The sequence below is a fragment of the Pseudomonas sp. TE31087 genome (genome assembly GCF_057284075.1).
On the sequence record NZ_JBXVNN010000001.1, the window covers coordinates 2,031,228 to 2,051,799 of the forward strand.

General features: G+C 58.0%; 21 protein-coding genes and 1 pseudogene. 5 read left to right on the top strand and 17 right to left on the bottom strand.

Annotated features, from left to right (window positions below):
• Positions 1–6: 6 nt before the first annotated feature.
• From ACZ899_RS09060 to ACZ899_RS09105, 10 genes and pseudogenes are all read right to left on the bottom strand, one after another.
• The gene (locus tag ACZ899_RS09060) at positions 7–606 is read right to left on the bottom strand and encodes a chorismate--pyruvate lyase family protein (protein ID WP_232857128.1); all 600 of its coding nucleotides are present in this window, start codon (positions 604–606) and stop codon (positions 7–9) included.
• A 36-nt stretch (positions 607–642) separates the two neighbouring features.
• Positions 643–1,272, bottom strand: a complete 630-nt coding sequence (locus tag ACZ899_RS09065; RefSeq protein ID WP_485627592.1) for an FAD-dependent monooxygenase — start codon at positions 1,270–1,272, stop codon at positions 643–645.
• 160 nt (positions 1,273–1,432) lie between these two features.
• Positions 1,433–1,963 (bottom strand): annotated as a pseudogene (locus tag ACZ899_RS09070) (FAD-dependent monooxygenase); the annotation flags it as partial.
• A gap of 284 nt (positions 1,964–2,247) precedes the next feature.
• Positions 2,248–3,171: a LysR family transcriptional regulator gene (locus ACZ899_RS09075; protein WP_203647229.1), complete on the bottom strand. Its 924-nt coding sequence runs from the start codon at positions 3,169–3,171 to the stop codon at positions 2,248–2,250.
• 155 nt (positions 3,172–3,326) lie between these two features.
• Positions 3,327–4,271, bottom strand: a complete 945-nt coding sequence (locus ACZ899_RS09080; RefSeq protein WP_203652672.1) for an LLM class oxidoreductase — start codon at positions 4,269–4,271, stop codon at positions 3,327–3,329.
• A 47-nt stretch (positions 4,272–4,318) separates the two neighbouring features.
• A complete protein-coding gene (locus ACZ899_RS09085; protein ID WP_420713664.1) occupies positions 4,319–5,557 on the bottom strand; it encodes an MFS transporter in 1,239 nt (412 codons plus the stop codon).
• 456 nt (positions 5,558–6,013) lie between these two features.
• Positions 6,014–6,520, bottom strand: a complete 507-nt coding sequence (locus ACZ899_RS09090; RefSeq protein ID WP_234561356.1) for a HipA domain-containing protein — start codon at positions 6,518–6,520, stop codon at positions 6,014–6,016.
• Positions 6,447–6,809, bottom strand: a complete 363-nt coding sequence (locus ACZ899_RS09095; RefSeq protein ID WP_232857131.1) for a HipA N-terminal domain-containing protein — start codon at positions 6,807–6,809, stop codon at positions 6,447–6,449. Before ACZ899_RS09095 ends, ACZ899_RS09090 begins: the two co-directional genes overlap by 74 nt.
• A 2-nt stretch (positions 6,810–6,811) precedes the next feature.
• Positions 6,812–7,072 carry a helix-turn-helix transcriptional regulator gene (locus ACZ899_RS09100; protein ID WP_232857133.1) on the bottom strand — a complete coding sequence of 87 codons (261 nt, stop codon included), beginning with the start codon at positions 7,070–7,072 and terminating at the stop codon, positions 6,812–6,814.
• A gap of 121 nt (positions 7,073–7,193) precedes the next feature.
• The gene (locus tag ACZ899_RS09105; RefSeq protein ID WP_234561355.1) at positions 7,194–7,415 is read right to left on the bottom strand and encodes an AbrB/MazE/SpoVT family DNA-binding domain-containing protein; all 222 of its coding nucleotides are present in this window, start codon (positions 7,413–7,415) and stop codon (positions 7,194–7,196) included.
• Between the two features lie 281 nt (positions 7,416–7,696).
• Here ACZ899_RS09105 and ACZ899_RS09110 point away from each other — a divergent pair, with 281 nt between their 5' ends.
• Both ACZ899_RS09110 and ACZ899_RS09115 read left to right on the top strand, forming a co-directional pair.
• Complete coding sequence (locus ACZ899_RS09110) at positions 7,697–8,260, top strand: hypothetical protein (RefSeq protein WP_234561354.1); 564 nt, start codon at positions 7,697–7,699, stop codon at positions 8,258–8,260.
• Positions 8,257–8,646 carry a hypothetical protein gene (locus ACZ899_RS09115; RefSeq protein WP_234561353.1) on the top strand — a complete coding sequence of 130 codons (390 nt, stop codon included), beginning with the start codon at positions 8,257–8,259 and terminating at the stop codon, positions 8,644–8,646. Before ACZ899_RS09110 ends, ACZ899_RS09115 begins: the two co-directional genes overlap by 4 nt.
• Before the next feature lie 110 nt (positions 8,647–8,756).
• Here the strand turns inward: ACZ899_RS09115 and ACZ899_RS09120 are convergent, their stop codons facing one another.
• Together ACZ899_RS09120 and ACZ899_RS09125 are read right to left on the bottom strand one after the other, a co-directional pair.
• Positions 8,757–9,065 carry a DUF3077 domain-containing protein gene (locus tag ACZ899_RS09120; protein ID WP_234561352.1) on the bottom strand — a complete coding sequence of 103 codons (309 nt, stop codon included), beginning with the start codon at positions 9,063–9,065 and terminating at the stop codon, positions 8,757–8,759.
• A 76-nt stretch (positions 9,066–9,141) separates the two neighbouring features.
• Positions 9,142–9,378 carry a hypothetical protein gene (locus ACZ899_RS09125; RefSeq protein WP_069017822.1) on the bottom strand — a complete coding sequence of 79 codons (237 nt, stop codon included), beginning with the start codon at positions 9,376–9,378 and terminating at the stop codon, positions 9,142–9,144.
• 472 nt (positions 9,379–9,850) lie between these two features.
• On the opposite strand from ACZ899_RS09125, the gene ACZ899_RS09130 reads away from it, so the two are divergent.
• On the top strand, positions 9,851–10,942 hold the full coding sequence (locus ACZ899_RS09130) for an HNH endonuclease (RefSeq protein WP_234561351.1): 1,092 nt from the start codon (positions 9,851–9,853) through the stop codon (positions 10,940–10,942).
• 45 nt (positions 10,943–10,987) lie between these two features.
• On the opposite strand, the gene qatC is transcribed toward ACZ899_RS09130, so the two are convergent.
• The 5 genes from qatC to ACZ899_RS09155 all read right to left on the bottom strand — a co-directional run bounded on the left by qatC (position 10,988) and on the right by ACZ899_RS09155 (position 17,988).
• Positions 10,988–12,256 carry a Qat anti-phage system QueC-like protein QatC gene (gene qatC, locus ACZ899_RS09135; RefSeq protein ID WP_326491846.1) on the bottom strand — a complete coding sequence of 423 codons (1,269 nt, stop codon included), beginning with the start codon at positions 12,254–12,256 and terminating at the stop codon, positions 10,988–10,990.
• Entirely contained in the window at positions 12,253–12,858 is a 606-nt protein-coding gene (qatB, locus tag ACZ899_RS09140) for a Qat anti-phage system associated protein QatB (RefSeq protein ID WP_225933217.1), read from the bottom strand. Before qatB ends, qatC begins: the two co-directional genes overlap by 4 nt.
• Before the next feature lie 268 nt (positions 12,859–13,126).
• On the bottom strand, positions 13,127–14,998 hold the full coding sequence (locus ACZ899_RS09145; protein ID WP_234561349.1) for a KAP family P-loop NTPase fold protein: 1,872 nt from the start codon (positions 14,996–14,998) through the stop codon (positions 13,127–13,129).
• A gap of 377 nt (positions 14,999–15,375) precedes the next feature.
• Complete coding sequence (locus ACZ899_RS09150; protein ID WP_234561348.1) at positions 15,376–16,464, bottom strand: hypothetical protein; 1,089 nt, start codon at positions 16,462–16,464, stop codon at positions 15,376–15,378.
• A gap of 99 nt (positions 16,465–16,563) precedes the next feature.
• Positions 16,564–17,988: a hypothetical protein gene (locus tag ACZ899_RS09155; protein WP_234561347.1), complete on the bottom strand. Its 1,425-nt coding sequence runs from the start codon at positions 17,986–17,988 to the stop codon at positions 16,564–16,566.
• A 515-nt stretch (positions 17,989–18,503) separates the two neighbouring features.
• On the opposite strand from ACZ899_RS09155, the gene gapS4a reads away from it, so the two are divergent.
• On the top strand, positions 18,504–19,439 hold the full coding sequence (gapS4a, locus tag ACZ899_RS09160; RefSeq protein WP_442799964.1) for a GapS4a family protein: 936 nt from the start codon (positions 18,504–18,506) through the stop codon (positions 19,437–19,439).
• Complete coding sequence (gapS4b, locus tag ACZ899_RS09165; protein WP_234561345.1) at positions 19,439–20,566, top strand: GapS4b family protein; 1,128 nt, start codon at positions 19,439–19,441, stop codon at positions 20,564–20,566. The genes gapS4a and gapS4b overlap by 1 nt, the downstream gene beginning before the upstream one ends.
• The last annotated feature ends 6 nt before the right edge of the window (positions 20,567–20,572 follow it).

Genomic DNA, 20,572 nt, shown 5'->3' on the forward strand with positions numbered 1-20,572 from the left:
CTGCACTCACAGATGTTGCGTCAGCGCTCCGGCAGGCCGGGCAAGGGGCCGTGCAGCGGGAGACGGGGCACGGCCCTCGTGGTGCCAGAAGCCTGACAGGAAGCACTCGGCAATCAGCAGCGGCGCGCCGTGACGGTGGAACAGCGAGCGTCGCGCCAGCCAAGGACCGCTGTCGTCAAGGCAGCGCGACAGCCTGCCCAAGGGCTCGTCCAGGGCCAGCACGCCCCATTCGAACGGCCCTCGGACGATGTCCGGGTCCTGATACAGCATCATGCCCAGAGGCTGGGAGCCGTAACCGTCAAGCACCGCCCAGCCCTGGTCGAGGGCACCGAGCGGAGCGATGCTGCGCGCCAGCACACAGGGGCGTTGATCAAGGCGCATCAGCACCGTGCGCACCCACAGCGGGGTGCCGGCGGCGATGCCCAACGCCTGGGCATCGGCGACGCAGGCCTGGGTCGGGTACTGATCGATCAGCTCGAGGCGATATTGGCCCAGCGCCTTGAGGTGCAGGGTCAGCGAGCCGGGCAGGAACAGCCAGTGGCATTGTTCGGTGGAAAGCCAGGGCAAGGGCGCACGCTGCCACTGGGTGCACGAGTCGGTGTTCATCACTTGAATCCCTTCAAGAGGCGCGCAAGGCGGTGGTCAGGCGCAGGTAGTCCGTGGAGTGTTCGTCTGGGTCACGCTGGCATAGTCCGGCAAGGCCAGGCGGCGGGCTTCGGCAAAACTCATCAAGGCGTCAAAGTCGGCGAACGGCAGGCCATCGGCACGCCGGTCGGCCTCGTGGATCAGTGCGTCGGGCAGCTCTTGACGGTCGCCGAGCACGATGGCCGAGGTCAGCGGTTTGCGCTGGGCCTCGTACTGCTGCAGGGCCTGCTCCAGTGAATCGCCGCTGGCCAGTGCCTCTGCCAGGCAGTGGGCATCGAGAACGGCCTGGCCGGCACCGTTGGAGCCCACCGGCACCATGGGGTGCGCGGCGTCGCCGATCAGGGTGATGCGCCCCACCGTCCAGCGTGGCAGCGGATCGCGGTCGGCCATCGGTGTCTGGATGATCGGCTGGTTGCTGCGCATGAGCAATTGCGGGATGTCCAGCCAGTCGAAACTGCGCGAAGCGAAGAAACGCGCCAGGTCCTCGAGGCGGTCGGGGGCGAACTCCGGGTCGTGCTCGAACAGCGCACGGTCCAGTTCGGCGACCCAGTTGATCAGTTGCTCGCCACGTTCGTTGACCTGGTCGCGAATGGGGTAGATCACCAGCTTGCCATGTGGCTGGCACACCGATGCGCACCATGCTGGCACCGCTCAGGAACGGCGGCGCCACCGTCACCCCGCGCCACATGTGCACGGCCCGGTCGACCGGGGCCAGGTGCTCGCCGAACAGGCTGCGACAGACCTGCGAACGCACGCCGTCCGCACCGATCAGCGCACTGCAGTGCACCTGGACCAGGGGGGCCTGCGGCCCTTGGGAAAAGGTGGCGATCACACCCTGGTCATCCTGGACGACATCGCGCAGCGTGTGCCCGGTCAGCAGGAAGTCGGCGCCCAGGCGTTGGCGGGCGGCGTCCAGCAGGGTCTGCTGAAGCACCCCGCGGTGAATGGACAGCTGCGGCACCGAGTGACCGTTGCGCAGCCCCAGCGGCAGGCTGTGCAGGCGTTGGCCATATCGGTTGAAGAACACCATCTCCTGGGTGGTGACGGCATTTTCCTGCAACTTTTCCAGCAAGCCAAGTTCGGCAAACACTTTCATCGCATAGGGCTGAAGGTTCAAACCTACGCCCAGCGGCTCAATGTTTTTTGCCGACTCGTAAACTTTTACCCGGAAGCCTCTTTTATGCAGTGAGAGTGCGAGCGTAAGCCCTGCTATCCCCGCGCCGACAATAATCATTTGATTCATGACGTGCTCTACGCGCTGTATGGAGTTTAAGTATTGAATTGTTCTATTTGTTCCCAGGAATCCTAGCATGTGCATTTTTTTATAATCAAGGCGTTGATTTCAGTTGTTTATTCCAGTGATTTTTGAATATTTTTCCACAATTTAGGCGTTTCCAGGCCGGCCGTTGCGGAAACGACAAAACTGTTTCAATTTTCAGGCAATAATTGGAAATGCAACCAAATGAGGACGCAATGAGCAGCACACACACTCAATTGCAGGCGCGGGAAAAGTGACTGAAGAGTCAGCGATAACAGGCGGGCACAAAAAAGCCAGCGGCATAACTTAAAGTTCTGGGCGCCGGCAGTAATGAAATAATTGAATTAATTATGATCGAGGAACAAGGGCGTCAAATGCCGGGAAAGAAAGCGCAGCATGATGTCGACCTTGGGCAGCAGTTGCCGACTGCGTGGCCAGATGAGGTGTACCGGCAGCCCGGGTGTCGAGAGGTGCGGCATGATTTCCACCAGATCACCGCGCTGCAGTTCGTCGCGGATCATCCAGGTCGCCAGCTGCGAAATGCCATAGCCGCCCTTCACCGCCTGCACCTGGGCCTCGCCGCTGCCGACGATGATCCTGCCATTCATGGTGCGCCGTTCGATCTGGCCATCGGGGCCACTGAACATCCAGGGGCTGACACTGCCATCGGCGCGGCCATACATCACGCAGTCGAACTGGTCGAGTTCATGTCCGTGCTGGATGTTCAGATGCTGGCGCAAGTACTGCGGCGCCCCGCAAAAGATCAGGCGCTCCTGGCCGATCTGCTGGTGCGCCAGCAAGTTCGACAGCTGGTCGACGCTGCCAATGCGCACCGCCAGGTCGATCCCCTCCTCTATCACATCGACGAAGCGGTCGGTGAACGAGGCATGCAGGCGCAAGCGTGGATTGTGCTCGGTGAAGTTCAGCAGCAACGGCAGCACATGTTGCTTGCCGAAGGTCACCGGCACATCGATGCGCAGGCGTCCGGCCGGTTCCTGGCGCTCTGCGGCCAGGACCGTCTCGGCCTCCTCCAGCTCGGCCAGGATACGTGCGCAGGTGCGATAGAAGGCCTCGCCCGTGTCGGTCAGGGAAAGGCTGCGGGTCGTGCGCTCGAACAGTCGGGTGCCCAGCCGGCCTTCAAGGCGGGCAACCCCCTTGCTCACAGCCGAGGTCGAAAGGTTGAGTTGCGCGGCGGCGGCGGTGAAGCTGCCGGCGTCCGCAGTGGTGACGAAAACTTCGATGCCTTTGAGGTGCTCGGTAAGCCTCATTGAAAGTCCTTTTACTGCCGCGCCCGCGATGGGCGCACACGCTTCATGCGTAGATTGCGAGGGGCTCGCCATCCGCCCTGCGAGGGCGGACAGCGTAGTGACGGCGGTCAGGGTAGCAGCAAGCGCAACAGGTCGAAACCGAACTGCCCTCCTCGTCAGGCGAACTGGGGCAGCACATGCTCGGCGAGTTCATCCAGAACCGCCTGTACAGGGCGTCTACTGATGCGCAGGTTCAGGGCGATGTGCGAAACGCCCTGCTCGCGCTGGCGCAGCCAGAGATCGAGCAGGGCCTGCCGTCCGCCACGCAGCCCCCGCCCCGCTCGCAAGGGTGCGCCCGGGTCCTGCTCCAGATCGAAGAACGCGCCGTAGCCATACGGCTTGAACTGCCCCGGCTCCTGGCAGGCGCGCCATTGCTCGAGGACCCAGGGCAAGGCCTGGGCATCGCTCTGGTGCCAGATCCAGCCATCGGTGTGCTGGGCCAGCCAGGAAAGCTCCTGACCGCAGCGACCCACGGCCAACGTTGGCAACCTGCCAGTGACCGGTTTGGGGACCAGGTCCAGGGTGCCGTCCAGCGTGCCATGGAAGTGCGAGTAATGCACCGGGTAGTCCTGGCTCACCACGCTCTGCAGCATCTGGTAGGCATCCCGGTAGCGCTCGGCACGCTGCTGGTAGTCCACGCCGAACGCCGGGTACTCGCTGGGTCGGTCGCCTGTGGACAAGCCCAGCAGGAAACGCCCTTGCAGCAGCTGGTCGACACTGCAGGCCTGCTTGGCGACCAGCAGCGGGTTGCGCAAGGCCAGGATGATCCCGGCAGTACCAATGGCGATGCGCTGGGTATGCGCCGCCAGCCAGCCGGCATAGACCATCGGATCATGGACCTGGGCGACGTCCCCGAAATCCGGGTCGTGAAACGGCACGTCGCGCAACCAGATGGCGGAAAAGCCCAGGGCCTCGGCATGCTGTACCAGCTGCAGGTGCTGGCGCAGCGGTGGAACGGCACTGTCGGGATAGGCCTCCAGCGGCGCGATCAGGCCGAAGGTCAGTTGTCCCGGGCGGAACACCCGGGCATACGCAGGGTGAGCAGCCAACGCAGCGTCCATTCCAGGGTACGCCGGCGTGCCGTGGGCCGGCAGGGTGTGCGGCGCGGTCATCGGCGCAGCGTCCCGGCGCGCTCGAGGCCCGCATCGGTGGCGCGGCGCTCCTTGAACTGCACCAGCAGCAGGCAGATCACCGCAGCGGCCAGGGCAATCGTGGCGGCGATGTAGCCGAGGCTGGCCAGGCCGGTCTGCTCGATGCTGTAGCCCCCGATGATGGCACCCAGGCCGATGCCGGCGTTGGCGGCAGAGACGTTCAGGGTGCCGGCAAGGGCCTGGGCGTGGCTGGCGGCTTTCATCACGCGTACCTGGCACACCGGATACAGCGCGGTGTAGGCGATGCCCCAGACGGTCAGCGCCACCGCCAGGCCGACATACGAACCGGCCAGGGGAATGCTCATTGACATGCCTGCGGCCAGGATCAACACGAACACCGCCGTGGCGCCCAGCGGGTTGCGGTCGACGAAGTGACCGCCTAGCCAGTTGCCGACCAGGCCGATGGCACCAAAGCCCATCAGCCACCAACCCACTGCCACCGGCGCGATACCGGCCAGGCGTTCGAGCATGTCAGCCAGGTAGGTGTAGGCGGTGAACATGGCGGTAAACACCACCACCGAGAGCACGATGTTGCCGATGAAGCGGCCATCGCGCAGGATGCGCATCTGCTGGCCGATGCTGCTGCGCTCCGGACGGGCCAGGGTCGGCATGTACAGCGCGAGCAACAGCAGCATCAGCAGCGACAGCGCGGACAGCCCCCAGAACGCGCCACGCCAGCCGATCAGGTTGGCGAACACCGTGCCCAGCGGGATACCGAACAGCGTGGCCGCAGCGATGCCCAGGTAGACCTGGGCGACGGCGCGACCGGCCCGATCGGGGCCAACCAGTTGGCTGGCCGTTTCACTGGCCGTGCCCCAGAACACCGGCAACAGCAGTGCCGGGATGAACCGGGCAATGCACAGCACCCAGATGTTCGGTGCCACGGCCGCCAGGGCGTTGGAGGCGGCGAAAATCAGCATGATCACCATGAACAGCCGCTTGCGCTCGAAATGGGCCAGGGCGGCAGTCAGGGGCGGGCCGAACAGCATCACGGTAAAGGCGAACAGCGTCACCAACTGGCCGGCGGCGGAAATGGAAATGTCCAGGTCCCGAGCGAGTGCCGGCAGCAGCCCGATGATCAGAAATTCGGTGGTGACGATCACGAAGGCGGCGATGGCCAGCAGCGTGATAGAGAAGGCGCTGTGTCGCGACCCCGAAGCGGACGTGGGAGACGAAGTGGCGTGTGTCATGGCAATGCGATCCAGGCAAGGTAGATCGCGCTAGTCTAGGAAAGCAAAAAATTCCTATCTCGGGTAATTATTCCTCTGATTGTTTCCCCAATTTCCACAATCTCCCTTGCCCTTGTGCAAACCTGAGCCACGCAGCACTTGCTGACCGATCACCCCAGCCAAAGCCGAACAGGGCGGCCATCCTGAGGCGGTATCAGACGCTGTTCGCTTGGCGCCGGCGTTGTCGGCGGCACAGGCGACGACTCAGTTCCGCATCAGATATCTCGATGGGCCACTGGAGCCCACTTGCTGCAAAACGGTACAGGTAGTCTCCCGCACTTGAATGATGTTCGCTGGGTTGTCCAGCAACTATCGCGGTGCCCGGCTGCGCCGGGTGCTGGAATAGGAGCAGGTGGATTGCACTAGGGGGAGCATGATCTTTCGCAATGCGCCTGAAGCCTCACCCGGCAACCCCGAGCGGCATCACCTTTTGCCCAGCAATTCAGAACGGCCAATCACCTCACCGCTGCGTTCGGGCCTGCCCGGCCCAGAAAAGCCAGCGCCCGCAATAGCGGCATCCAAACCTCGAAAATGTGGAGCCGCTTTCGGGCTGCGCAAGGCTTCCATGCCGACGTTCCAGGCATGCACCATGTTCTTGGCAACCTCACGCCACGCAGGTTCGTTTTTCGACGCTTCGATGACTTCCTTTCCAACCTCCACGGCAGACTCGCAAAGCTGCTCGATCATCGCCGCGTACTGCCGTGGCGAGATGCTCAGAACACCTTTGAAAAATGACTCCAGTGAGCGCCCAGGTGTCCAGGTCTGCCTTCCACCAACGGAGAGTCCAGGCGGATTGTTGGCGAAGCGAGGGTAGGCTTGCGTGGTAACCAGATCAAAGACTGGCGTGAATGCCACATCAGTCAGCGAGGTGTAAAGCAGCGCAATATTCTTCGAGTGGCAGTCCGCATTGCGCACCACATAGTTGGTCAATAGCTGCCAGCCACGTACCCCCCACCAAGCCCAGCATCGACAGATCGGTACCATCGAGCAGCGGGCCGAACGCTTCGCGGATGACGTTCAGCAAATACCCTTCAGGAAGGTTCTGCCGGAAGAAAGGAAACAAATCACGGGGCCAGCGCCAAGGCGCTTCACGAACAGGCAGGGCCAAGCTGACAAAGTCCTCCCGGGCTGTTCCGGGAAGATAGTGCAGTACATATTCGTCACGGTCCCGATAAAGCTTGGCCACGTGCCTTGAACGGACATGGACGTCAAGGATCATGGTCAAGCAACCCCAGACCGTTGGTCCTTGAGGATGTCCTCGACCGTACGTGCGTGACCAGCCTTCACCAGCTTCAAGTCATAGCCTGCGGCTTCCAGGAGCCGGACAAGCGCCAAGACACTCATGTCCCCCTTGGCCAGGGTCTCCATCCTCGCCACTGTAGAACGGGAAACACCCGCGCGGCTGGCCAACGCATCTTGGCTTAGCTTTGCTTCACGCCGGACGGTTTTAAGCATTTCAGCGACATCATAGAGAGAGGACATTTGTAGCTCCGGGCATCAAAAAGAAGCGTTTCTCCGAATGATGTAGCCCTTGAGCCACATAGCGACAACCTCTCATCCAGATAGCTTTGTGTCACATAGGCTACAAAATTTGTAGAGATCCTCACTTTAGTAGCTCAGGGGCCACAATATTAGAGAAACGCTCAAGATTAGCTTGCGCCCGGGCCCGAAGATGAGCCGTCCGATTCAGCAACGATGCCGGGATGGGCTGGATACGTTCCGGGTGCTCGGTCATGTCAGCGTGCACAAGCTCGAGAAAGGCTTTTTTAGCCTCCTGCGCTTCGCGCTCGGCTAGAAGAGCCACTTTCACCCTTGATTTGGACATGGTTTGCTCCTTAATCCGGCCCCTGCGACAACTGCCGCCTGTGCGGTCTGCCCAATGGAATGTACAGCAGAATCACTTGAGGGAAATGAGGCACAAGCCCACCGTTACATGTTTCAGAACGGGACTACATACCCATTGCCGATCGATGGGCACAGGCGCTTGCTCTAAACCGCACCTGAACGCCGCAGGCCTTTAGCCATTAGCACAACCGCCCTAATCGACCCTACTCACCCAGCACTCGTATAGTCCCCTCTGGCTTACAAAAACCAGGAAAGGACTCCATGGGCCACAAACTCCCACCCCTCTGCCAATGGCTGGCCATCCTGGCCCTCACCTGCAGCACCCCAGCCCTGGCCGCACCCGCCTCCGGCGACTACTGGATCATCTACGGCAAAGGCGAACGCCTGCACAACGAGGTCTACGTCGCCGATGCCGCCGGCATCCTGCAAAAGCCCGGTGGCGTGCAATCGGCCCAGGTCATGCAGCTGTTCGAAGACCCGGCCTTCCCGACCCTCGCCGCCTACGAGGTGCAGGTCAAATGCAAACAGCGCCAGATCCGCCTGGACAGCGCCCGGGCGATCCGCCGCTTCGACGGCGCAGTGAGGGATGTGAAAACCAACGCCAAAGACTGGGTCGCACCAAAGGACTACTGGTTGCAGCGCACCTTCGCCTTCGTCTGCGCCCCCGATAACCGCGCGCGCAACCAGATGCTGTCGATCGGCAAGATGCCAGCAGCGAAGATGGTCGCCACCATCCAGGCCATGTTCATCCAGTTGATCGGCATCCAGGCCAACAGCCAGGCGGTGCAGGAGCTGGACGACATGCTGGCGAACACCCCACGATGAGCACGCGCCACCTGCTGGTCCTTGGCCTGTTGCTGCCTGCGCTGGCCGGCTGCATCCCGACCCTGCCGGAGCTGATGGCGGGCAACCAATGGCAAGGGCGCGACGCCAAGCAGGCCATCGACTTCTTCAGCCCGCCCATGCGCATGGAGCCGTTGCCCGGTGGCGCTGGGGTGCAGTTGGGCTGGTACCGCGATACCACCTACGTGCAAAAGGAGGTGGTCGGCAGCACCGCCGAGATGCAAGGCAACGTGATGGTCCATACCAATTACTGGGACGACGTGGCCCATCCTGGCGGCTGCACGATACTGATGTCGGTGAACAAGGCGCGGCAGATCAACGATTTCTCCACCAAGGGCCGGTGTAACGGCGTGAACCTGGCGCCATAGCGGCTAGCCGAAACGTGGCAGCGGACTTGTTGGAGCGGGATCGTGGGAGCGGGCTTGCCCCGCGATAGCGCCCCCCCAGGCAACCAAGCCCTCAGCCAGATACCCTCCCCCTACTCAGCCCCCCGCCCAACCATCAACCCATGATTCACATCCTGGGCCAACGCCTTGGCCATGCCACTGAGGTAATGCACCGCCGTCAGCAGCGTAGGCAGATGATCAGTCTCCACCATCGCCAGATCACTGATCTTGTGCACCGCACACATCAGCACGGTCGCCTGCTCCACCGCATGGTCCACCGGATGGCCCGCCACCACGCTGAACAGCGGGTCCTGCACACTCACCTGCGCGCCTTCGCCGAAATGCCCGACGCCGGTGGTGGCGAGTTTCTTGATGCGCGGGATTTGCAATTCCTTATCCATACCATACCTCCTGCGGCCCCGCGAACGGCGCGGGGCCTGATCGGTGAACATCAAGTGCGAGCCCAGGCTCGCCAGGTCAGTGCCGGGATTGCACGCGGCTCAGCGCCACCTCCACCAGGGTGCGGGCGCTGTCGATTTCGTGCATGGCGGCGAGGGTCAGGACCTGGCCTGGGGGTTTGGCGTGGAGCAGGACAGTCTGCTGGCTGACGGTCAGGGCGCAAACGAGGTATTCGGAGATCTGGACCAGGAGGTCTTCGAGGGTGTGGGTGGTGTATTTGTCGTGTTGGGGTGGATCGGGGACTATTTTCAGCATGGTAGAGCTCCTATTTTCAAATGGAGCTACCGTTCTCTGCTGTCAAACAGAAAGGTGGCAGCTGTACGCGGGTTGACAGACCGGGAAAATAGGAAACCGGCGCACCGAGGTGCCCCACGTACAGCCACCATAGACGGCTATGCACGCGCGTTACTATCTTCCCGGTCTGTCAAAACCGGTCGCTGAATTGGCAGCGACTTGGCGAGACTAGATGGGTGATGCAGCGGCTGCAACGGGCTGTAAGGGGGTAGGAGTATGTTTCGGAAACGGACTACAAGGAAGAGGGAAAATCCGATTCCGTAGACCCTGGGCACGCCTGCTGCCACAACGAATATGAACCTGAAACGCATACGAACTCTCGCGCGGACGCTACGATCGCAGTGGCGCTTTGCCAGTTTTTCTTGAACCGTTTGATCACTTTGGCGACGATGGGGAAATTTCCTACAAACATCGGCGACAAAGGGCAGCGCACGTGGCGATCAAAGCTGTATCGAAGGAACGTATTGATGAGGCTTTGCTGGAATTTGACCGCGACTTTAGAGGAAGACGAGAGTGGCATGGTTGGGAGACGAACCCTGCCCACCGCTACGCGATTGCTGTAGGGGGTACATCGTACCCAGCAAAGAAAATAGTCTCCTTGGCTACCGGCATCGCAGTTAACCAATTCCCAGGCGGACACCTCACAAACCGCTATTTAGAAAAGCGTGGATTTTCCATCATCGAGCTGCAGAGCACTGGTCTAGAACCAGTCCTGCAGTTCGAGCCTGGGGCCATTTACGATCGCGTGAGTGAAATCAACGGACCATTCGGGGGTAGCCGGCAGAGCGGCATAGCGGCATCCGCTACCTACCCAGCGATTTTCTTGTTTACAGGCGATAGTGGCGAGCAATATGGCTATGCCGACCGCTGGGACAACGGTGCGTTTCTCTACACCGGTGAAGGGCAGCGTGGGCCTATGACATTGAATCGTGGCAACAGAGCTGTTGCTGAGCACGCGGAGACAGGTCGTGCGCTTCATCTGTTCAAATCGCTCGGCAAAGGAAAAGGTAATCGTTACATAGGTGAGTTCTGCTGCGCCGACGTCTTTGAACGAATCCAACCGGATGTTGATGGCAAGGACCGCACTGCTCTTGTATTCAGATTGGTACCTGTGAGTAGTCCAGAGCTGGATATCGAAACTGAGTTGGAGACAGCGGTTGAACTCGCAGATTCGTTAGCTGCGGCTCGGATAGCTGCTCTGGCTGCCTGTAAGCCGGTAACGAATGCAATGGACCAATCAGCACAGCGCAAAATTTACCAACGTAGCCGAAAGGTCGCTCACTACGTCCTCATGCGTGCCAAAGGCTTATGTGAAAGCTGTGACAAGCCAGCTCCTTTTTTTAAGAAAGATGGAACCCCATACCTGGAGCCGCATCATGTAAATCGGCTCTCCGACGGTGGCCTCGACCACCCTCGGTACGTAGGTGCTGTGTGCCCATCCTGTCATCGCGAGATTCACTCAGGTGTACATGGTGTGTCGCTTAATGAGCAGTTGAAGCAGCGACTTAATGCAATTGAAGGCTAAGTTGATTGACAACGCTGCCGGTACCTAGAGGCACGTGTCACTCGGCTAGATCAGCCGATAATCACGGTGCAAAACGCCAAGCTCATCCAGCCCTCGCGCGAGCATCTGACTGTACCCCTGGCGATCATGGATAAAGGGAGAAAAGAGACTGTGGCCAAGCCATTCCTCGAAGCCATTTTGAGCCACGTTTGCCAACGCCATACCCACCGAGCGCACGTCTTCGAATCTCCCGTGCTGCAGGTCATCTTGGTTGAGGTTGTCGTAGACGTACCAAGTATCGTCATCGAGCTCTGACCAACGCTTGAACGATGCTCGCCTCACTTGGCACGGAACGCAGCGACCACAATGTTTATAGCCGAACCGCTGGAAGCGCCCACAACTGGTGGATGCCACGGCATGCTGCTTGAGCAAATCCTGATTTTTGCAGCCCACCATCATTTCGCCTTTCGTGAGCAAAGCATAGGGATTGCGAATCTGAACGTTGATGCCAGCAGCATCAAATATCTGTTGGAGCCGCCCCAAGTATTCGGGATGCGCAGTGCGAGTGCTCAGGCTACCGACCCGGGACATGGTCAGCGGTGGATTGATTGCGATAAACCCGTTCTCGCAGATATACAGCGGTACGGTCTCGCCACGATGGTAGCGATCGAGCGAAGTCGCTACGGCTAGGCCAAATGCCAAAAATACGATCGAGCGCGCGCGCTGGGACGGCTCTTGCTGCCCGGGCGACCTGGCCACGTGGTTGAGACCGATCCGGTTCAAACCAAGACTCTGTGCGAACAGATCCTGCTTCTCACCATCGCCTCGAACAATCTGGCTCACTGCGTAGGGTTTCACCCCCTGTTCGACCAGGTCAATTGCGCCAATCAAGCTGTCTAGACCACCAGAGAGCAGCACCACCGAATCTTCAACAGGATGCAGTACCTGCATCTGTGCCGGCGGCCCAAAACCACCAGGGTGAAAAGCCAGTGTCCACTGATCCGTTGTGAGGAACCGCAACGCCGCCTCCAAGGCACGAGCCTGCGCATTCCAAAACACCGGATCCAGCACAGCAATTTCAAGGCTGATCTGGCGAGTCCAGGCATCAGCACTTTTTGCTCTCAGATCAGTGAAATCAGCAGCCACCACTGAAAGCGCGATACTCAGAAAGTCCCAGGCTTGAGGGCTGATTTCCAAATGGGCCCTATCCAGCAGTTCCCGAGCATAGCCACCAACGCTGACCTGCCCATCCTCCGCTTTACCGTAGATCACCACTTGCATGGCGCCATCCATACCCGGCACCGTGAATCCAACTGGACCGCACACAAACCTCATTCTACGTACCCCTCAAAGACTTCAAAGGTGTCCTGCAGCGCCTGGGTAACAACCTGAGAAATCCTCCCAGTAGTCAAGGGCGTTCTGGCGTTTGCGATCTTGCGGAACGACGCGCTCACGCATTCTTTGATGTAGTCCTTGATCTCCTTCAATCGACGCATTGCGACGGATGCTGAAGGCGCTTTTTCCTGGATCGTCTTGCACATATCGAGCTCGTACCGATGGAAGACGTCCATCGCTGTGAAACGCTCAATCGCAAACGTCCGCTGCTCGGCTGACAGGTTGAGTAGGTCAGCGTCTGGGTAACGCACAAGAACATCGGATAGCGAGCCACGGATCGAGGCACGCTCAGCCTCCGCATCCTGAGTACCGTCTACTGGGCGCACGGCTTCAACCAGTGCATCCATCACTTCGGAGGCAGAGCGACCTTGCAGAAGGACTCGGTCAAGTACACCGGGGCCGGCTTGCTGGCTGCCATCAGCGACCGACTCAAGCGCACTGCCGAAGACCCCGGCGATCGACGCGGTGCCTCCAAAGCGAGCCGTGGTGGTTTTTGATCCACCATATCCATGGCGCACATATTCCCGCAGGCTCTTGCGCAAGCTATTGCGATTACCGCTGCTTGCGAAGTCACCGAGCCCCCGCCGCGCCCCCTTGAATCGTGCAGGAGGTGCTAAGGGTGACGGTGCCTGGGGTACCTGTCCTGGGTCATCGGCTTGGTCACTACCATCCTCGGACTCGTCCTTGTCTGGCTCGTATGGCCTGTCATCTTGTGGATCTGCATCCGGTGGCTCGGGCGGCTTTGGCGGCACAGGAGGCAGCGGAGGAGTCCAAGGTGGTACGTACGGTAGGCCCTTGCCAGGCGGATCGTTATTTTGTGAGGTTCCCATCAAACTTCCTTATTGCAGCCTTCACCGGCGGACTGACTTCAGCCGTCTTCCAAAATTCGTACACTGACTTCGCCCAAACCTCGTCTGTAAGCTTCGGCACAATGCCCGCCTGGATTTGTGCCGGCGGACGAGCTTTCAGAAACGCAGCCAATCGAAGCCCCTGCTGAGCATCAAGTCGTCCGACTACGAGCAAGGCCTCCAGGATGTCAGGTACTCCCCACTCTTGCTCAGCACCTGCTTTGTCTAGCAAACGATCCATCACCACGTTGATATCGACAGGCGCTATGAGTGCCAACCTATCCTTGAGCTGCTCAGCCATGTCAGGGGTAGCGAGCAGTGCGGTAAGCAGCTCGGCAGCTTCCGAAGACAGTCGGTCTTCGTCTGTGATGATCGGAGCATGCTCACGACTGACGTAGATTGCCCCCCGCAGATCTTTGTCTGCCAACGCTGGAGGCAGGGCGAGCCACTCTTTGACGAAAGGAAGATCCCAGGGCTGCTGGAGCGCTAGGGCTTTGCCCAACTTCATATCAGCTTCCCACTCGCCAAGCAGCACGGGCTTGCCGTCCTTGTGGGATGCCACCGCCTTCATCAGTTCTTCGTAGGCCTTTGGGTTACCGCTACGCTCGAAAAGCATCAGCTTGACCAGCACCGCTTCATCGACACCCACCCCTTGGGCACGAGAGATGCTCATGCGGATAGACAGGGCGTTCAGGAAGCGCTTGATTAGTCGAGGGTTTCCCTGGATACCTGAGGCAGACGTCATGACTGCAGCCAGGCGCTCAGCGGTGTCGAACTTGCCGATCAGGTCTGTGGGGTAGTCGCTATACAAGCTCTGCATGAACGCGCGATCCACCCGGTTGCCCTGCCAGGTTGTCCGAAGCTGTCCGCGCACCTGAACCCGAATTTCTTCGACGACCTCTTTGGGCAGCTTACTGTTCTCCAGGAACAGCATCATCATGTACGCCCTGACTTCCTGGGTACCCAGGGGAGGAACACGAATCGGCACCTGAATCAGTTTGTCGAAATAGCTGGTCACCAAGACATCATCGGGCACGCCGCTAAAGTGCTTGCGCACCGCGTGCTTGATCATCTCGTTGTCCGCAGCGATAACGAACGCTGTATTGCGTAGGAACAGGAAGAGTCGAATCGCTTCCAGCGTAGAGATAGTGGTCTCGGGCAGGCAGCGATCCAGGTCGTCGATCAACACGACCAGGGTGACCCCCAGCTCTTCCAGGATGGTCTCGAAGTTATCCCTGAGTGCCTGGATTTCCTTCGGCGGAGACTTTTTGGCAGGTGCGCTACTCCATAGCTTACCGGCCTCATCCTTGGCTTTTTCGGCGGTGTCGTGCAATGTCTCGATGGCATCCTGATCAACCTGCCCAGATCGAACTCGGTCAACAAGGCCGATGATCTCGCCTAACAGGCCCGGAGCGGGTACTCCCGTAGCAAAGGACAAGGCCGTGCTGCCGGCGAGCTTCGCAGCCCGAAGCCAATTTACCCGTGAAAGCAGCTCAGAAACTTTATCTAGACCTTTCGCGCGCTTCTTGGCCTCGGCTTCCAGACGCGTGGCGATCACGTCCATCAGGGCAGCGCGGGCGTCATCGTAGCCTTGGTACAGCCAAGCGTTGAATTCGACGAATACAAAGTCCTTCGCAGGCTTCTCCTCGACTTGGGGCGGATCTTTGAGGGACGCCTGGATCAACTTGATCATGGACGACTTGCCCGCGCCCCACGCACCAGACACACCGATGGAAATTGGGCGGCCATCAGCTTGGTAGACGATCTCAGCGACTGTGTCAGCGACCCCAGAAAAATTTAGGAAGTCTGTTTCCGTCTCGTTATCTACCCACATGGAAACCCTCCCTGGACGTCTTCAGCGTGAAAGCTTTCCGAGTGAAAGTTGTCAGCGTGAAGCAATGGCCACCATGCAGCATAGTAGCCTTTGCAATTGGCCAATGGCCACCACCTAAGGTAGCAATGAGATGATGAAACATTTCGTTACGTGAAGGTTAGTCAGGAACAGGTCGCACACGACTGTTACCTGCACTCCAGCATCTATGCGTGCTGGCTCATCTATTACCTGGTGTGCTTGCCGCTGCAGCGGTGTAGGAGCACACGTGTAGCCCCGCAGTTCCGCTTACGACTCAAAGCAGCCGGTCGACGTGTCTACAAAACCAAGGGCGATTCACTCTTTACGTTACGAGTAGCCTTTCTTCCTCGAGCCCGCGATCAGATTTCTATAATCCGCCGCTCTCCTGCCTCAATCAACTTGGTGATAAAATCCGGATCGTCAGATGTCTTGGGCACGTGTGATGAGCTGTTGATACGAATCAGGTGTGCCTTGATCTCGTGAGCAATGCGCGCTGCGTCCTTTTCAGACCACCATTGGGTGAGCTGTTCAGCAATCCGATCGGCACCGTAGCCAATCTTGGCGATCTCAAGCAGAAGCCTTGTAGTGAGCCGCAGGTGGCTATCGAAGCTCGCGAACAAGTACTGCGACTCTGTCCGATCAGGATCCTGGTTGATCAGGTGGATGAATTCACTCAGGTGGGTGATGTCCCAAGCCGCGTTTCTCACCCCAGCAATTGCAGCCGCTCGATCCTTTGAGTTCTTGTCTTTGAACACATTCTTGCGTGAGGGCGAATGCGTCCCCAGGTACACACAGGCAAGCATGACCGCGGGCCCGGCGAAGACGAAGTCAGTGCGCATCCAATCCAGGAGGTGAAGCATTTTGTCCAGTGCTTTGCCCTTGGCAAAATCGAGCTCCAGGATCTTCAGCGCGGCGATGTAGTTTCTGTTCCACCGCTTGATTGGCTTGGCCATATCTTGCAGTTGAACCGGGTGAGGCTCATAAGTTCGCGATACCCCGTCACACCGTCCCAGCGCCACATTCAACATGTCCTGGGGTGGAGCGTTATCAGCGGCTCTAAACCAACCCAGCTCCTGCTCAGCCTCAGCATTGCCGGCGTGATGCGCCAGCTCATGGAATGAGATTCCTGGCTCAAACTGGATTTCCAAGAGGTGCGCAAACGACAGCAATGCAGCACAGTGTCGAAGCTGCCTATCGTTTACAGTCTTTCTGCCACGAGCCAGCTGAGCGATGCGAGAAGCGACGTTGCGATCTGGCAGAATAGCTGTTCTCACACCCTCCTGTTGGGCGTAGACATAGCCGACCGGGTCGTACAAACCGACCTCAGGAGGAATGAAGCTGGGCAACAGAAAATTTGCTTCCTGCAGCAGTGGAATGACCAACTCCAAGTCATCGAGTGGAAAATCATTAGGTACCGCCCAATAGGCGGATTGTTGATTCGACTTCATGAATTCACTGCCACCTACAACTCTAAACAATTAAGTCTCAAATAACCTTCAAGGACGTGCGCCTAATTTCAGAAGATCCCGAATCTGCGGCCCACTGGCTTAATCCTTTGGAAATTCGAACGCCTGGAACACATGAGGTCGCATTGAACGTTCTTGCAAAATACCTAGCTCATCGCACTGCTCACGCAGGATGTCGAGCTCCTCTTGGGTAGCAGGCTCGGGGAATGCCATGTAAAGCAAATCCTGAGAGGAGGCGCGGGAGGAGAAGGGTTCAGACGTGAGCCCAACTGCCTCAACGATGTCGGGATATCGCAACCGCAGGCCATTGCAGTAGGTGACAAGGAAATCAAGACGCTCTTCCCTGAAGGCCTGGTATTCCATGGCTGGATCACGAGGGACGATCGTGAAAACGTAGTACCGCCCCGGGAGCGTTGGACTCGGCATAATGCGCGTCGACTGACTACCTAGAGGCACGGACTTCCGAAGTACATCGTGAAGCGCGTCCCCTAATACACGACGCGCAAACCGGTTCTCCATCGCAAGCGCCCTCACGAGTTGCTCCTTCTCGTCAGTGGTGTAGCTCTCGCCGTCGATCGCAACGGCTTCATTAGAGCGTATGTATTTGGACTGAAACTCGATGATAACGTCCCAGAAATAACTGAGTTGGTTGGCTTCGTTTCGAGCGTTACGCTCTCCACTCGAATTGAATTTCTCCCAATCGCCCTCAGTGAGCATGATCATGGACGAGTCAGGAAAATCACGAGGCAGCGTATGCTTTCCCTGCTGCATGCTGGTTTGGTAGAGCGTGATGAGCTCTTCTTCGCCTGCAACGCTCACGCACTGAGCACTGCTGAGGAAGCGCTCTTTCTCAGAGAAGTACGCTACCAGATCCGGTACCGTGTCCAGCTCTGAGAGAAGTACATCTAGGGTCAACTCATCCAGCACATGGACGAAGCGATCCTTACCCGCCGGCCAACCCACCGTGAACGGCGTTTCCAGATGCTCCTGCTTGTCCACCAAGGTGGTGTCGATCATTAGACTGCCGCTGCTTTCCCCGCCCCAATGGGAAACCGCCGCGTCGAAAGATCCCCGCGTTACGGCAATACGGTGGAAGACTGCTTTATTCATGTCAGACAGACGGTAGGGAAAAGGTACGGTACATTGCTTATCTAGGAACAGCCGGCCGGGGTGCTCACGGATAAATTTCTCAGCGCCAAGCAGCTGGGTCACCGACGCGTGGATCGCCCGTTTGTACCAACGCCCCCATGAAACCAAAGGGTCAGGGTGGGTTGGATACTCACAATGCTTATCCGAGAAAATCAGGATGTGATCGCCGAAGACGACGAAGAGATCGCAAAGCTCCTTTCCGTCGCCCGAGGCCGTTTTCTTCCCTTCGTCGGTGTGGACGTTCCCATAGCACCAAAGACTTAGGAATGCCTTGCGCGCTAGCTTGCTTAGATAGCGTTCAGACTCGGTTTTGGGCTCAACCTCGATCGCAGCTTCCCACGGTGTTTTCACAGACATGACAGGGCTCCTGGCATAGAGAAGTGATCATAGCGTTTCGCTTGTATCGACGTCACCGATCAGTCCATAAGTCCTCCTTCCCTTTCCAGCCCTCTCATCCCGTGGAGCACCGATAACAACCCGCGAACAGAGCCACTGATACATCGGCGAGGTGAGCCCCCCCGCACGGGCTTGATCCAGTTTGAGTACACAACTCATGCTAGAAATTCACAGAGAGTGGAAAATTAAACAGCAATGCTGTTTCCCTACACAGAAAAACAGAACTCCTGTTCACGATTTGTGGAGTCAATACACGAAAAGTGTATAGCGCCATCAAAACGTGTATTTCTATACATATTGAAAAAACCTCCCACACATTGCACCCCTTGTAAATCGAGGCCTCCAGCGATTTTCTAATAAATTGCTTGCCCATCAAGATTTTCTCGCTAGAGTATTCTCCACACGAGTCAGATCCATAGGTTAGCCAAGAGGCCGGCCTCGCTACGCACTTTTTAAATCAACTGGGGAGCCCGCTAGTGGGAGAGTGGTCGAAAAGTATTGGTGAGCACGGGGAAGACATCGTCTTCTCTTTCCTTAAATTCATCGGTTGGAAAGCAGCAGTCCGGGGCATTGACGTCAGCTGCATCCACCCTGATGGGCACAAAAAGTCGGCATCAGCATCCGAGCGGACAAGCCACGGCATTGACTACGTGTACACGGGACAGTCCCCCCTAGAGGATGGCGTCCTCAAGCACCTCTGTATCTCGTCAAAATTTTCGACTAAGGCATACCTACGCCCCTTGGCGAACACCTTCAAAAGCCACTTCAGCGACCTAGCGACAGCCATTGAGTGCTTCAAACGCTCATCGCAGAAAAAAAAGCTCAACGCTGGTTATACCGGGATCGGCGCGGAGGTTGTAGCGGGCGTGTTGTTCTGGATCAACGGGGAGGACGTCAAAGATTTCGATGCCGTCTCTGAGGTTGCGTCCAGCAAGAAGCTGGACGACTCCAGTTTCGGTACCATCTATGTGGTCGACAACCGTCGCGCCTGCTTCCTGTACGAGTCCATCTCGTACATGCGCAACACATACGGCGCCGCCAACGTTAAATTCCTCTACCCCTCCACTGGCAAGAATGTTGACCCGTCCCAGCGTATAGCTGCCGGTGACGTACTGCCCGCTGAATACCTAACAAGCGGGATCATTCCCTTCTTCCTCCAAGTAGGTGATGCGAAGAGCCTGGCCATCTGCTGCGACGATGACTTTAGCGAAGAAGGTCTACGCCGGCTGATCGGCTATTTGTCCTCGGTAGCGTTGGATTTCCCGCAGAAGGTGATCATCGCGTTCCCTGATTACAATTTCGGTGATCATAGCCGCCAGGCTGCCCTGGCCAAGGGATCTATCGCCAACAAACACTTTGCCGAACTGGTTGAAGTGGTCAGCTACCGCTCGGACTTTAGGGGGATTGCGTAATGCATTTGGATGATGAAAATGCGATCTTGCCCCAAGGCGAAAATCTTAGGGCCTATCTCGTCCAACCCTTTGTGTCCAAGGGCGATCTGAAGCATCTGCTCCGCCGTCGCGGCATCTTCATGTCGCAGCAGGATAAGGAACAAAGTATCCCCTCGCTGACACTATCACTGCTCAAGCCCAGCGAATTCGTGGAACTGCAGCAGCTGTATACCGCGAAAGAAGACAACCCCAAGATCACAACGCAGATCATCGAGTGGTCAGGCACTAAAACCTTGATCAGCAGCATCCCCGACGACATCGACGTCAACAAGGTGCTGGATCTGGATTTCAAAAATTTCAAAGTCCTGAATGCACCCAGCTTCTACCCAGTTCCCAACAGCGACGATGCCATCCGAATGGATTTCGAAATCGAGCGCTTGGATCGCTCCAAGAGCTGGGCTGATTCGCATAAGCGGTTCAAAGCCTCTATCGAAATCCAGAAGAGTAAAGACAAAGACGAGCTGATCATTATCAGTACCCATACCGCCCCAGAGACGAAGCAAACGAACCGGGCCGTATCAAGGCATCTGATCAACCACTTCAAGGTCGAGGGCCAGATCGCTCAGAAGGCCAAGGTGCGGCAAATCCGTTTTCGCGACTTCACAAATGCAAAGCGGTTTGACTATTTATTGGGACTCACGCGCGACAGCAGACACTCGTCAATCACCTTTAAAGAGGTGGTGGACATCGGTCTGGTACCAGACGAAGACCACACGCTCCCAGAGCAGCTGGAATGGATGGAGGAACGAATTCGCGGACTGGATTTGCGCGGTACGGGCCTTGAGGACTCTGACTTTTTAAGCAACCTCGCCTATCGGCCTTGCCTACTGATCCACCGCTTGGACGCCAAGTTCAGGTTCAGCCTCTCCGGAATGGACGGACACTGCGTTATTTCGCTCGGCTTCCCCGACTTCAACAATGGTCATAATCGAGATAGCGAAATCGAGCTGCGTATCAAAAAAATTGACTTCGATGAGCCTCGCCGCACCTTGGATAAGAACGAAGCCAAGCAAACGATCCTCAAAGAGCTCGAATTTGAAAAGATCGAAACCTTCAAAAAACTTGCCAACCTCGAAGAGCCAGCCTAACGCGGC